Annotated in this window: 10 protein-coding genes; 6 read left to right on the top strand and 4 right to left on the bottom strand. The window is 70.7% G+C overall.

The features are described 5' to 3' along the window. Positions 1-69 precede the first annotated feature (69 nt). Together ACWFR3_RS40320 and ACWFR3_RS40315 are read right to left on the bottom strand one after the other, a co-directional pair. A complete protein-coding gene (locus ACWFR3_RS40320; RefSeq protein WP_453739681.1) occupies positions 70-804 on the bottom strand; it encodes an SDR family NAD(P)-dependent oxidoreductase in 735 nt (244 codons plus the stop codon). Next, the gene (locus tag ACWFR3_RS40315) at positions 801-1,850 is read right to left on the bottom strand and encodes a tyrosine-protein phosphatase (protein WP_453739680.1); all 1,050 of its coding nucleotides are present in this window, start codon (positions 1,848-1,850) and stop codon (positions 801-803) included. The genes ACWFR3_RS40320 and ACWFR3_RS40315 overlap by 4 nt, the downstream gene beginning before the upstream one ends. A gap of 371 nt (positions 1,851-2,221) precedes the next feature. Here ACWFR3_RS40315 and ACWFR3_RS40310 point away from each other — a divergent pair, with 371 nt between their 5' ends. The 3 genes from ACWFR3_RS40310 (at position 2,222) to ACWFR3_RS40300 (ending at position 5,195) form a co-directional block, all read left to right on the top strand. After that, the gene (locus tag ACWFR3_RS40310; RefSeq protein ID WP_037661310.1) at positions 2,222-2,425 is read left to right on the top strand and encodes a cold-shock protein; all 204 of its coding nucleotides are present in this window, start codon (positions 2,222-2,224) and stop codon (positions 2,423-2,425) included. A gap of 94 nt (positions 2,426-2,519) precedes the next feature. Continuing rightward, positions 2,520-4,157, top strand: coding sequence for a DEAD/DEAH box helicase (locus tag ACWFR3_RS40305; protein WP_453739679.1), 1,638 nt, complete (start codon positions 2,520-2,522; stop codon positions 4,155-4,157). Between the two features lie 174 nt (positions 4,158-4,331). Next, entirely contained in the window at positions 4,332-5,195 is an 864-nt protein-coding gene (locus ACWFR3_RS40300; protein ID WP_453739678.1) for a pentapeptide repeat-containing protein, read from the top strand. A gap of 28 nt (positions 5,196-5,223) precedes the next feature. On the opposite strand, the gene ACWFR3_RS40295 is transcribed toward ACWFR3_RS40300, so the two are convergent. Beyond that, positions 5,224-6,159: a hypothetical protein gene (locus ACWFR3_RS40295; RefSeq protein ID WP_453739677.1), complete on the bottom strand. Its 936-nt coding sequence runs from the start codon at positions 6,157-6,159 to the stop codon at positions 5,224-5,226. A 243-nt stretch (positions 6,160-6,402) separates the two neighbouring features. On the opposite strand from ACWFR3_RS40295, the gene ACWFR3_RS40290 reads away from it, so the two are divergent. Continuing rightward, positions 6,403-7,200 carry a S1 family peptidase gene (locus tag ACWFR3_RS40290; RefSeq protein ID WP_453739676.1) on the top strand — a complete coding sequence of 266 codons (798 nt, stop codon included), beginning with the start codon at positions 6,403-6,405 and terminating at the stop codon, positions 7,198-7,200. A 184-nt stretch (positions 7,201-7,384) separates the two neighbouring features. Next, positions 7,385-10,477 (top strand): endo-alpha-N-acetylgalactosaminidase family protein, encoded by a 3,093-nt coding sequence (locus tag ACWFR3_RS40285; RefSeq protein ID WP_453739675.1) that lies wholly within the window; start codon positions 7,385-7,387, stop codon positions 10,475-10,477. A gap of 53 nt (positions 10,478-10,530) precedes the next feature. Here ACWFR3_RS40285 and ACWFR3_RS40280 read toward each other — a convergent pair whose 3' ends face one another. Continuing rightward, entirely contained in the window at positions 10,531-12,318 is a 1,788-nt protein-coding gene (locus ACWFR3_RS40280; RefSeq protein WP_453739674.1) for a glycoside hydrolase family 35 protein, read from the bottom strand. A gap of 137 nt (positions 12,319-12,455) precedes the next feature. Here ACWFR3_RS40280 and ACWFR3_RS40275 point away from each other — a divergent pair, with 137 nt between their 5' ends. Continuing rightward, a complete protein-coding gene (locus tag ACWFR3_RS40275; protein WP_453739673.1) occupies positions 12,456-13,364 on the top strand; it encodes a helix-turn-helix domain-containing protein in 909 nt (302 codons plus the stop codon). Positions 13,365-13,366: the final 2 nt, after the last annotated feature.

The following is a 13,366-nucleotide window of genomic DNA, read 5'->3' as shown; positions in this document are numbered from 1 at the left end:
GGCTGAATATCTTCAGCCCGTCCGGCGTTTGAGGACGAACTCGGCGGAGCCGGTGATGACGGTACGAATTCACCCCGCCGTAGACCCGCCGTCCACGGCGAACTCCGCCCCCGTGATGTACGACGACGCCTCCGAAGCAAGGAAGAGAATCAGCTCCCCGACCTCCTCAGGGCGGCCCATACGCCCCAGCGGCAGATGCGACCAGTCCCGCCCCTCAGAAGCCGTGGAGATCATCGGCGTATCGATCGCCCCGGGGTGGACGGAGTTGACCCGGACCCCGTACGGCGCGAGGTCCAGCGCCGAGGACCGGGTAAGCCCCCGCAACCCGAACTTCGTGGAGCCGTACGCCGCATGCCCCCGTATCCCCACGAGCCCCGCCGTGGAGGAGACGTTCACGATCGACCCGCCCCCCACCTCCCGCAACGCGGCCAGCACCGCCTGGATCCCCAGAAACGGACCGAGCAGGTTGACCCGCACCAGCGCCTCGAAGTTCTCGTACGTCTCGTGCTCCACGGACGCCGTCCGCCACAGCGCGGCATTGTTGACCAGCGCGTCCAGACGGCCGAAGGCGTCCACCCCGGCCGCCACGGCCGACGACCAGCTCTCCGTGTCCGTGACGTCATGTCGTACGAACAGGCCCTGATCGCCGAGGGACTTGGCGACGGCCCGCCCCTCCTCCTCCCGTACGTCCGTGACCACGACCCGCGCCCCGGCCTCCGCGAACAGCCGCGCTTCGGCCGCCCCCTGCCCACGGCCCGCGCCGGTGATCAGTACGGCCTTGCCGTCGAGCCCGTAAGAGATCACAGGCCGACCATCCGGTCCCGCAGCGCGAGAATCGTCCGCGCATCGAGCCCGAGCCCATTGCGCAGATAGCCGCTCAGGCTTCCGTACTTCTGCTTAACCTCGGTCAGCGCCGCTTCCAGGTAGCCGGTGCGGACCTCTTGGAGCGGGATCAGCAGGTCGGGGTTCTGCATCAGGCCGCCCTGTTTCAGGCCCTCGCGCACCTTCGCGTCGTACGCGGCGCGGTAGGTGTTGGACGCCAGGAAGTCGCCCACGGCGGTGTGCTCGGGGACGCCGACGGCGCGCAGCAGCAGGTAACTGGTCCAGCCGGTGCGGTCCTTGCCTGCCGTGCAGTGGTAGAGCAGCGGTGAGCCCGGTGATCCTTTGCCGCCCCCGCCCCCGCCCCCGCCCCCGGCCACGTCGCGCAGCGTCGTCGCGAACTGCGAGCGGTTCGACGCGTCGGTGACGAAGGTGCGGTAGACGTCGCGCATGAAGGCGTCCGCCTTGCCGTTGCCCAGCATCTCTTCCTGCTTGACCGGGTCCCTGGAGCCGATCACGGTCATCAGCGTCGTGAAGAGGCCGTTGTCGTTGACGGGCCGGGACGTCGGGGTCAGTCCGGCGGGCAGCCGGTCGGGTCCGTCGTTCCGGACCTCGGCTGGCACCCGGAAGTCGACGACCTTCTTCAGGCCGAGCCCGGCGAGGGTGGTGACGTCGGCGTCGGTGAGCTTCGACAGGGCGTCGGCGCGGAAGACCTGGCCGTAGCGGACGCGCTCGCCGTCGTAGGTGCGGTAGCCGCCCAGGTCGCGGACGTTGACGGCGCCCTGGAGCGGTATCAGGCGTACGCCGTCGGATGCCGGGCGGGAGTGGAGCGGGGCGGCCGCGCCGCGCTCGGGTGCGGGGGCCCCGGCGTGGGCCGCCCCGGCGGGCAGGGCGCCCAGAACGAGCGCGCAGACCGCGACTCCGGCCGCCGTACGAGCCGGGCTGCGAACCGGCCTACGAACCGCCGAGCGTGCCGCCGTACGTGTGCGGGTGATGCGCATCGGGCCGCCTTCCTCCGTAGCGGTCGCCATGGCCACGCGTCGTTCAACCAAGCGATTGTTTGGTTGACGAAGGTAGCGGGACGCCCCGACACAAGGAAGGTGCGTGCCGCAGGTACCTGTGGCGGTGCGGCTGCCGTGGCGGTGTGGCTGCTGCGAGTGGAGTAAGGCGGCGGGCCCCCACCCGTACGGTGCACGAGGGGCCCCGGAACGCGGGGTCCCTCGTCCGTGTTAGGCTTATGCGTCGCAGTTTTGGTACCCATGAACTTTATGTGCGCCTGACGGGAAGGCTCCGAAGGCGCATTATTGTTTTTCTCCGGTCTCTCCGGGATGGGGGTCATTGCAGCGCTTGGAATCCACAATTCCGTGGTTTTCCTTACTCTGCCCCTGTTGAGGAGATTGACATGGCAACCGGCACCGTTAAGTGGTTCAACTCGGAAAAGGGCTTCGGCTTCATCGAGCAGGACGGCGGCGGCCCCGACGTCTTCGCCCACTACTCGAACATCGCGTCCTCGGGCTTCCGTGAGCTCCTCGAGGGCCAGAAGGTCTCCTTCGACGTCACGCAGGGCCAGAAGGGCCTGCAGGCCGAGAACATCGTTCCCGCCTGATCGTCGTAGCACGCGAACCTCATAGCCGGGGCCCGCACCGGATTGGTGCGGGTCCCGGCTTGTGCTGTCACCAGGTCCAGGAAGGCATTTCCGTATGAATCGCTCCGAACGCCCTGCGCGTCCTGCCCGCAGGCGCTCCACGAACGCACGCGGAAAGGCCCCGGTGACCGGCGGAGGCCAGGCGAGGGGTGCCGCGAAGAAGCCGGGCCGGCCCAAGGCGAGGCCCGTGCAGGGCGAATTCGCGCTGCCCGAGAGCATCACGCCCGCGCTGTCCGCGGTCGAGGCGTTCGCCGACCTGGACATGCCGGAAGCCCTGCTGAAGACGCTGGCCGCACAGGGTGTGACCGAGCCCTTCCCGATCCAGGCCGCCACCCTCCCCAACTCCCTCGCGGGCCGCGACATCCTCGGCCGTGGCCGTACCGGTTCCGGCAAGACCCTCGCCTTCGGCCTCGCGCTCCTGGCCCGCACCGCGGGCCGCCGCGCCGAGCCGCGCTCGCCGCTCGCCCTGGTCCTGGTCCCCACGCGTGAGCTCGCGCAGCAGGTGACGGACGCGCTCACGCCGTACGCCACCGCCGTGAACCTGCGCATGTCGACGGTCGTCGGCGGCCTCTCCATCGCCAAGCAGGCGGGCACGCTCCGCCGCGGCGCCGAGATCATGGTGGCAACGCCCGGACGTCTCAAGGACCTCATCGAGCGCGGCGACGCCGATCTCTCGCAGGTGCGCACGACGGTCCTCGACGAGGCCGACCAGATGGCCGACATGGGCTTCATGCCGCAGGTCACCGCGCTCCTGAAGCAGGTGGAGCAGGGCGGCCAGACGATGCTCTTCTCCGCGACGCTCGACAAGAACATCGACCGCCTGGTCCGGATGTTCCTCGACGACCCGGTCGTGCACTCGGTCGACCCGTCCGCGGGCGCCGTGACGACGATGGAGCACCATGTCCTGTACGTGGCCGACGAGACCGACAAGAAGGCCGTCGCCCTGCGTATCGCCGCCCGCGAGGGCCGCGTGATCATGTTCCTGGACACCAAGCGCGCGGTGGACCGCTTCACCAAGCGGCTGCTCGCCAACGGCGTACGGGCCTCGGGGCTGCACGGCGGCCGTTCGCAGCCGCAGCGCAACCGGACCCTGGACCAGTTCAAGACCGGTCAGGTCACCGCCCTCGTCGCCACCAACGTGGCGGCTCGCGGCATCCACGTCGACGACCTCGACCTGGTCGTGAACGTCGACCCGCCCACCGACCACAAGGATTACCTCCACCGCGGCGGGCGTACCGCGCGTGCGGGGGAGTCGGGCAGTGTCGTCACGCTCGTCCTGCCGGACGAGAAGCGGGACATGACGCGTCTGATGTCCGACGCGGAGATCAGCCCGAACACGGCCCGGGTGAAGTCCACGGACGAGGAGCTTTCGCGCATCACCGGTGCGCGGGAGCCGTCCGGTGTCCCCGTGGTCATCGAGGTCCCGCAGCAGCAGCAGGCTTCGCCGCAGCGTGGTCGGCGGGGGCGTCCCGCCGGGCAGGGCGGGGGCGGGGGCCAGGGTCAGCGCCGGGCCCGCCCGCAGGGGCAGTCGCAGTCATCTGGCGGTAAGCCCTCTGGTGGTAAGCCCTCCGGTGCGGGTGGCGGTCGCCCTGCCGGGGGCGGCGGTCGACCTTCCGCGGGCGGCGGGAACGGTGGGGGTCGCGCGCGGCGCGGCGGTCGGCCCTCCGGGGGTGCGGGGCGTACGGCGGCGTAGTGCTTGTGCTTGTGCCCGGCGGTGGGGTTTCGTGCCCCGCTGCCGGGGGCGGCGTCCCGGGCTTCCGCTCCGGCGGTTTCCGTTGCCGAACAGGCATTTCCCGCCCACCCGCCTGATCACCCCGCATCCAGCCCTGATCGAGCAAGCCTTTCCCCCGGCCAGAGGGATGACCTGATGCCCGAGAAGCAGACTCAACCCGACTCGCCCGAACGGCAGTTGCTGCCCCTCGTCGGTGATGAGCGGCAGGAGTTGCGGGCCGACTGCGGTAGTTGCTTCGGGCTCTGCTGTGTCGCCCTGACCTTCTCGAAGTCCTCGGACTTCCCCGTCGACAAGGCCGCGGGCACCCCCTGCACCAACCTCCGGCAGGATTTCCGCTGCGGCATCCACCAGGACCTGCGCCGGAAGGGCTTCTCGGGCTGCACGGTCTACGACTGCTTCGGCGCGGGCCAGAAGGTCTCGCAGGCCACCTACGGCGGAACCGACTGGCGGCAGGATCCGGACAGCGCCCGCCGGATGTTCGACGTGTTCCCGGTGATGCGCCAACTCCACGAACTGCTCTGGTACTTGACCGAGGCGCTCACCCTGCCGCAGGCCCGCCCGATCAGGGTAGAGCTCCGGCGGGCGCTGGACACGATCGAGGAGCTCACTCAAGGTGCCCCCGCCGCCGTGGCGGAGACGGACGTCGCCGCGCACCGTGAGGACGTCAACGTCCTCCTGCTCCGGACCAGCGAACTCGTGCGCGCGGACATCCGCAGGAAGAAGAAGGACCGCCGGGGAGCCGACCTGTTCGGAGCCCGCCTCAAGGGGGCCGACCTGCGGGGCGTCACCCTCCGCGGTGCCTACCTCATCGCCGCCGACCTCCGCGGCGCCGACCTCCGCCAGGCGGACCTGATCGGCGCCGACTTCCGGGACACGGACCTGCGGGGCGCGGACCTCACCGGCAGCATCTTCCTGACCCAGTCGCAGGTGAACGCGGCCAAGGGCGACGCCGACACGAAGCTTCCGCCGGCCCTCACGCGCCCCGCGCACTGGAGCTAATTCCCGGAAGCCCGCAGCCCGCGCGCCCCTACGTGTCGCACTCCAACACCGTCCGGCACAGCGTGCACCGCGCCCGCATCCGCCCCCGCACGGGCAGCCTGATCCGCTGCCGGCACGTGGGGCAGGGGAATGACACCCGAAGGGGCTCGGACCTGCCCGATGTGCCGCCCGACGTGCCGCCCGATCCGCGGGAGAACGAGTACGCCCCGCCGCGCGACGCCGCCCCCGCTCCACCGGAGCCATGCTCCAGCGCATAGCGCCGGTCCTTCGCGTACCGCCGACGTCCCGCCCAGCCCGCTGCCGTCAGCGGTGGCTGCTGTTCGTCGCGACGCGCCTGGGCGAGCCCCTTCGTGTAGGCGGTGTACGCCTGTGCGCTGGTGAACCACGTCTCCGGCGCCTCACCGAAAGCGATGGCCCGCTTGGCGAGTACGTACCCGAACTCCTCCGGCGTCAGATACCCGAGCTTCTGTGACGAGGCGCCGTCCTCCCGGTAGGCGTCCAGGAGAAGCCAGCCGGCTCCGAGATAGGTAGTGGCGGTATCTGTGAGGATCTCGTTGTCGCGAGTGCCGGGAAACGCCAGATCGAGCCGGTGCAGATAGACGTGCATGATCTCGTGGGCGAGCGCCGCGCCGATGTCCCTGCGGTGCGTGCGGAAGCGGTCGTTGAGCTCGATGAAGTACTCGGGCCCCGCGGCCAGTTCGACGTTCGCCGCGTGTTCCATCTCGCGGAAGCTGACGATCGCGCGGGCGTCCGGAAGCCGGAGATGCCGCACCATCTCGCGCGCCACCCGCTGCACGCCCAGATGCAGGTCGTCGTGGTCGGAGAAGGCGACGTCGGCGGGTGTGATGCTGGTGTCGAAGGTGTGCACGGTGTCGTACGACAGGCGTTTGTAGAGCGCGGTGATCGCGGCGCGCACCGTCTCCAGGTGGGGGTAGCCGTGCACCACCGGGCCGCCGTCTGACACGTGCGCACCCCCAGAGAACGGTTCGGCTCAACTCGGTTCCACTGTAGAGCCCTTCACCCCGGCCGGAACCAGCCCGACGGGGGTCCGTGGCCGAAAACCGCCCCTTGCTCTATGCGGACACTGATCTCCATAATCCGCAACAACGCATTGGCGGGCTCATGCCATTCTCGTGCTGTCGCGGGGAAGGGGCGGGTCCGCGAACGCGTGCAACCCCCCACGAAACCCCCCACGAAGGGAAGCCCGTTGAACACCAAGCTGCGTGGAGTCAAGAGAGCCGCCACCCTCGGTGCCATCGCCCTCGCCTGTGTCAGTCTCCAGCCCGTCGCCGCTTCCGCGGCCCCGCACCCCGGCCCCACCCCGGGTGAGCGCGTCGTCGGCGGTACCCCTGCCGAGCAGGGCGAATTCCCGTTCATGGTCCGTCTGTCGATGGGCTGTGGCGGTGCGCTCTACGCCAAGGACGTCGTGCTGACCGCCGCCCATTGTGTGGACGGCTCGGGCGACAACACGAGCATCACCGCCACCGGTGGTGTCGTGGACCTGGAGAGCTCGGACGCGATCAAGGTGAAGTCCACCAAGGTCCTGCAGGCGCCGGGTTACGACGGCAAGGGCAAGGACTGGGCGCTCATCAAGCTCGAGAAGCCGATCGACCAGCCCACGCTGAAGATCGCCAAGGACGACAAGCTCAACGAGGGCGACTTCACCATCGCCGGTTGGGGTGCCGACAGGGAGGGTGGCGAACAGCAGCGCTACCTGCTCAAGGCGACGGTCCCGTTCGTGAGCGACGCGGACTGCGAGGCCGCGTACGGCGCCGACCTCACCCCCGGTGAGGAGCTCTGCGCCGGCAAGCTGGCGGAGGGCGGCACGGACACCTGCCAGGGCGACTCCGGCGGCCCCATGTTCCGCAAGGACGAGGCCGGTGAGTACATCCAGGTGGGCATCGTCAGCTGGGGCAATGGCTGCGCGCGGCCCAAGTTCCCCGGTGTCTACACCGAGGTGTCGACGTTCGCCGGCGACATAGAGAAGGCGGCGTCGGAGCTCTGACGCACGGTTGTCCGACGCACGGTCGGACGCGGGGCCGGACCAGCTTCTCTGGTCCGGCCCCGCTGTCGTCCCCCGGCGCGCGGTTCCCGGTTAGTCCAAGTCCTGCCTCCCCTTTGTCCATGGGCGCAGCAGACCCTGGCGGCGCAGGGTGACCGCACCGAGATCCGTTCCACGGAGGGGTGCCATGCAGCCGTCAGACACAGCCGGTCCGAGCCGCAGAGCCGTAGTCGCCACGGGCGCGCTGGCCGGGGTCGGCGCAGCCGTCGGCCTCGGGGGCGCCGCCACCGCTGCGGCGCGGCCCGCCGCGGCGGGCGAAGCCGTTCTCCGCTCCGCCGACCTCGACGTACGGGTCGCCACCGACTTCCCCCGCGTCATCTCGTACACGGACCGCGCCACCAAGGCGGTCCTGTACGCGCAGCCCGAGTCCGTCACCACGCTCCTGGTGGACGACGTGACGCACACCCCGAAGGTGAGCGTCACCGACGCCGACACCAACCGCGTCGAGTACGTCCTCACCCTCGGCGGCGGCACCACCATCACCGTCGAGATCGCCCTGGAGGGGCGCCGGCTGGAGTGGCGCGTGACCGAAATCGAGGACACCGACGCCCTGCGCGTCGGCACCCTCCGCATCCCCGGCCTCGCCCTTCTCGCCGTGCGCAGTGACCAGCCCGGCGCGACCCTCCTCGCCGCCAAGATCCAGCTGGACAAGGCCAAGAGCGGGGACACCGAGGTCAGGCCGCGCGCGGACACCCCGGCGGAAGCGGCCACCGGATGCGCCTACGCCGTCGTCGCGCACGACACGCTCGGCGGCGCCGTCGAGACCAACACCGTCTACGACAAGCCCACCACCGAGGCCGGAACCACCTGGGACAACGGCAGGCTCTGGCGGGAGACCGTCAGGAGGGACGGCCACGTGGAGGCCCGGCTGACCCCCGGCCAGTGGACGCACCGCGCGGCCACCGCCGCCGTCGGCGACACCGAGCCACTGCCGTACGCCACCGTCGTCATCACCGGCGACCGCAACGGCGACGGCAAGGTCGACTGGCAGGACGCCGCCATCGCGTTCCGCGACATCATGGTGAAGCCGCTCGGCGCGGACGAGCAGCATCTGCGCGTCGTCCCGCACATCCCGTTCAACTTCGCCTCGCAGGCCACGAATCCGTTCCTCGCGACGCTCGACAACGTCAAGAGGATCCACCTGGCCACGGACGGCCTGCGGCAGTACACCCTGCTCAAGGGCTACCAGTCCGAGGGACACGACTCCGCGCATCCCGATTACGCGGGCAACTACAACACGCGCGCGGGCGGCCTCGACGATCTCAACACCCTGGTGAGGGAGGGCAAGAAGTGGAACAGCGACTTCAGTGTGCACGTGAATGCCACGGAGTCCTATCCCGTCGCGAACGCCTTCTCCGAAAAGCTCGTCGACAAGGCCAATGAGCAGTGGGACTGGCTGGATCAGAGCTACCGCATCGATCAGCGCCGTGACCTGGTCTCCGGCGATATCACCAAGCGGTTCGCCGATCTGCGGGACGAGGCCGACGGCGGGCTCAATGCCCTCTACATCGATGTTTTCCGTGAGTCCGGATGGACGTCCGACCGGCTGCAGCGCGCCTTCCGCGAAAAGGGCTGGATCGTCACCAGCGAGTGGGGACATGGCTTCGAGCGCTCGTCCGTCTGGTCGCACTGGGCGACGGAACCGGATTACGGTCCCGACACCTCGAGGGGTATCAATTCGCGGCTGATCCGCTTCATCCGGAATCACCAGAAGGACGTCTTCGCCGACAAATGGCCGACCCTCCTCGGCATTGCCCGCATGGGCAATTTCGAAGGGTGGGTCGGAAAGACCGACTGGGCCTATTTCTACGACCTGATCTGGACCGACTCGCTGCCCGCCAAATATCTCCAGGCCCATCCCATCAAGACCTGGGGCGAGCACGAGATCAGCTTCTTCGGAGAGGGCGGGACGAAGGTCTCCGACACCGGGGGCACCCGCCGGATCGTGACCGACGGCCGTGTCGTCTACGACGGGGGCAGCTATCTGCTTCCCTGGGAGCCGCGCAGGCCCACCGACCCCGGCAAGCTCTATCACTACAACCCCGAGGGCGGGCAGGCGAGCTGGGAGCTGCCGCGCGGCTGGTCCGGGCTCCGCAAGGTCGCGCTCTACCGGCTCACCGACCAAGGGCGGGTCCTCGTCGGCGATGTTCCGGTGCGCGGCGGCAAGGTCACCCTCGACGCGAAGGCCAAGCAGCCCTACGTCCTCTACCGCTCGCGTGCCGCCGCCGTGCCCGACCCCGGCTGGGGGCAGGGCACCCCGCTGCGCGACCCGGGCTTCAACTCCGGCTCCCTGGACGGCTGGAAGGTCTCCGGTCCCGCCTCCGTCGCGCTCAGCAAGCTCGGCGACCACGAACTGGTCATCGCCCCGGGCGGCAAGGCGGCCGTGGGCCAGCGGCTGCGGCGCCTGAAGGCGGGGTCGTACGTCGCCTCCGTACAGGTCGAGGTCGGGGAGAAGGCCGGCGACGAGCGGAAGGCCACCCTGGAGGTGCGCACCGCCGACGGTGTCACCGCCGCCAACTGGACGCGGACCTCCACGGCGGGCAACTACGTGGCGGCCGACCGCAAGCACGGCACCCGATTCCAGCGGATGTCCGTCCCCTTCACCGTCCCCGACGGAGGCGGCCCGGCGGAGCTGACGCTCCGGGCCGACGCGGGCCACGCGCGCGTGCGCTTCGACAACGTGCGCATCGTCGCCTCCACGCGGGCCGGCCTCCCCGGAGGGGACACGCTCGCCTCCGAGGACTTCGAGCATGTACCGCAGGGCTGGGGACCGTTCGTGAAGGGTGACGCGGGAGACGTCACCGACCCCCGTACGCACATCGCCCAGCGGCACGCGCCGTTCACGCAGCGCGGCTGGAACGGCAAGGCGATCGACGACGTCATCGACGGCGGGCAGTCCCTCAAGTCGCGCGGCGAGAACAAAGGGCTCGTGTACCGCACCGTCCCGCACACCGCCCGCTTCGAGGCGGGCAAGCGCTACCGCGTCTCCTTCCGCTACGAGAACGAGAAGGCGGGGCAGTACGCCTGGATCACCGCCGTCGACGAGCCCGCGGCCCGCGAGACCGACCGCAAGGAGCTGCCGGTCGCCACCGAACCGACCGTCCTGACCTACGAGTTCACCGCCCCGGTCAAGGGCGAGGCGTGGGTCGGACTGCGCAAGACCGGTGACGACGGCACCGCGGAGTTCGTTCTCGACGCCTTCGAGGTGCGGGAGATCTGAGGGGTGCCGCCGGGGAGGCTGTGTGCAGCCTCCCCGGCGGGACTCCTATGGGGTTACAGGGGAAGCGGGGCGAGCGAGACCGCCGCCGCATCCTCCTCCTCGTCGTCCCGCCCTTCCCGTCCCTCCAGCTCAAGGACCCACACCTCGTTCGTGCCCTCCCGCAGCACAGGACCGGGGACGAACAGCGAGGTCTGCGGGCCCGCGGACCAGTAGCGGCCCACATTGAAGCCGTTCACCCACACGAACCCCCGCGTCCAGGAGGGCAGTTGAATGACGGCGTCACCGGGCCCGCCGACCTCCACCGTGCCGCGGTAAAGACCGGGGCGGCCCCCCGCCGCCTCTCCGGACGCCGGAACCCCGCGTACGGCGTCCGCCGAGGAGAACGCGTCGAGCCGCAGCCCTCCGGCCTCCACCCCGTGCAGGTACTGCCGCTCGTGCAGGACCCCGCCGGTGATGCCCTTCGCCTCGCCGGTCCGCGGCCCGTAGTTGACCCGCCCCAGAGACTCCACCCACAGCTCCACGCGCGCGTGCCCCGCGACGGGCTCGGGGAGCGCCGGTTCCTCCTCGGTGAGGACACCCGCCCGCTCCCCGTCCACGTACACCACGGCCCGGTCCCGCAGCCCCCGCACGCTCAGCGGGTACGGCTGCCGCGGGCCCGGCACCGTCACGGCGTACCGGACCAGGCCGCGGTCGACGTCGAGCTCTTCGAAGGTGGGCGGTACGGCGTATTCCGCGACGGGGCCGCCCAGCGACTCCATGACGGCGGACAGCGGCGCCCACTGGGTGAGGCCGACCGGAGCGTGTGCCCCGAGCGAGGGCGGCGGCGCGGGCAGCTCGGGCAGCGGCCCCTGCGCGTACGCGGCGAGCACCTCGCGGAAGCGCCAGAACTTCTCCGTGGGGCGCCCGAACTCGTCGACGGGCGCGTCATAGTCGTACGAGGTGACGTCCGGCTCCAGGACGCCGTCGTGCAGCGCCCCGCCGCCCCGGTTCGCCCCCGCCCACCCGGCGAAGTTCGTGCCGCCGTGCGCCATGTACAGGTTGACCGAGGCCCCGCACTCCAGAATCTCCCGCAGCGCGTCCGCGGCATCCGAGGCGTCCCGTACGACGTGCTCGGCGCCCCAGTGGTCGAACCAGCCGCACCAGAACTCCATACACATCAGCGGCCCCTTCGGGCGGTGCCCGCGCAGCGTCTCGAAGGCCGCCCCGGCCTGCGAGCCGAAGTTGGCCGTCGCCAGGATGCCGGGGACCGAGCCGCCGGTGAGCATGTGGTCCTCGGGGCCGTCCGAGGTGAACAGCGGGACGCTCACGCCCTCGGTGCGAAGCAGCTCGGCGAGGTGGCGCAGGTACACCTGGTCCGAGCCGTAGCTGCCGTACTCGTTCTCCACCTGCACCATGATCACGGGGCCGCCCCGGTCGTGCTGGCGCGGGACGACCTCCGTAAGAAGACGGCCGAACCAGCGGTCCACGTGCCCCAGGTACTCCGCGTCGCGGGTACGCGCGCGTGCCCCCACGGCCCCCGTCAGCCAGTGCGGAAGGCCGCCGTTCTCCCACTCGGCGCAGATGTAGGGACCAGGCCGGACGATCGCCCACAGACCCGCCTCCTCGGCGGCGTCCAGGAAGCGGCCGAGCGCCCCGACGTCGCTGAACTCCCCGGGATGCGGCTCGTGCAGGTTCCACGGGACGTACGTCTCCACGCAGTTGAGCCCCATCGCGCGCAGCATCGCGAGGCGGTGGCCCCACTGGGCCTCGTGCACCCGGAAGTAGTGCAGCGCGCCGGAGAGCAGCCGCACGGGCCGCCCGTCCAGTTCGAAATCGTCCTCGCCCACCCTGAAGCCGTTCATCGTGTTCCTGTGTCCCTCTCGCTCACGGACTGCTCCGCCACGATCACCCCTGGCGGGAGGCAGGGTCCATGGACAAAGATCGAGGCGGGTTGGACGCAGCGAGCGGGCCGCGGCCCGGACGGAAGGGGCACAAGCGGATGTACCACACCTGGATGCGGTATTTCACGCCGAGCCCGGCCCACCACCGCCTCGGCCTCGCCTGCCTCGGGGTCGGCCTGCAGCACGGCCTCCTGCCGACCGTGGGCCCGCGCACCCTCGACCACCACGTGGCCGTCGTCGTGAGCGCGGGCGGCGGCTGGTTCCTGGCACCCGACGGCAGACGTACGAAGGTGACGGCGCCCGCGCTGATCTGGCTCACCCCCGGCGTGCGCCACCACTACGGGGCCGACCCGGAGAGCGGCTGGGACGAGTGCTTCGTCGATTTCACGGGGCCCGCCACCACGACGTACACCGAACTCGGCTACATCGAGCCCAACCGGCCCGTGGTGCCGCTCTCCGACGCGACGGGCGCGCGGGCCGCCGTCGGGCGCATCGCGCGCGCGGCGCGGCGCGGCAACCCGCTCCTGGAGGTCGAGACGGGCGCCGCCGTCCACGAACTCCTCGTCGCGCTGCGCAGGGCCCGCGCCGACATCGCCCCCGACGGCGACCCGGTGCTCCAGGCGCTCGCCCGCGACGCCTTCCAGCCACTTTCCGTCGCCGAGCACGCGGGGCGGCACGGCATGACCCCCGCGGAGCTGCGCACGGCGGTGCGCAGGGGCGCCGGCTGCAGCCCCAAGGACTACCTCCTCGGCATCCGCCTGGGGCGCGCCAAGGAGCTCCTCGCGGCCACGGAACTGCCGGTCGCGGCCGTCGCCCGCCGCGTCGGCTACGACGACCCCGCGTACTTCTCGCGCCTTTTCACGCGCCGGGTGGGGACGGCGCCCGTCCGATTCCGCGAGCAGCAGGGACGTGCGGTGCCCGGCGGCTGGTCGCAGCAGATTCCCGACCCGGACGACCCGCCGATTTTGCGCTCTTCCGCCGTCGGCGGCGAAGGAGCGGCAACGTAGGC

The organism is Streptomyces sp. NPDC055189, from assembly GCF_053606765.1.
Note: the sequence above shows the minus strand (reverse complement) of the source record. Positions and strands in the feature narration are given on the sequence as shown.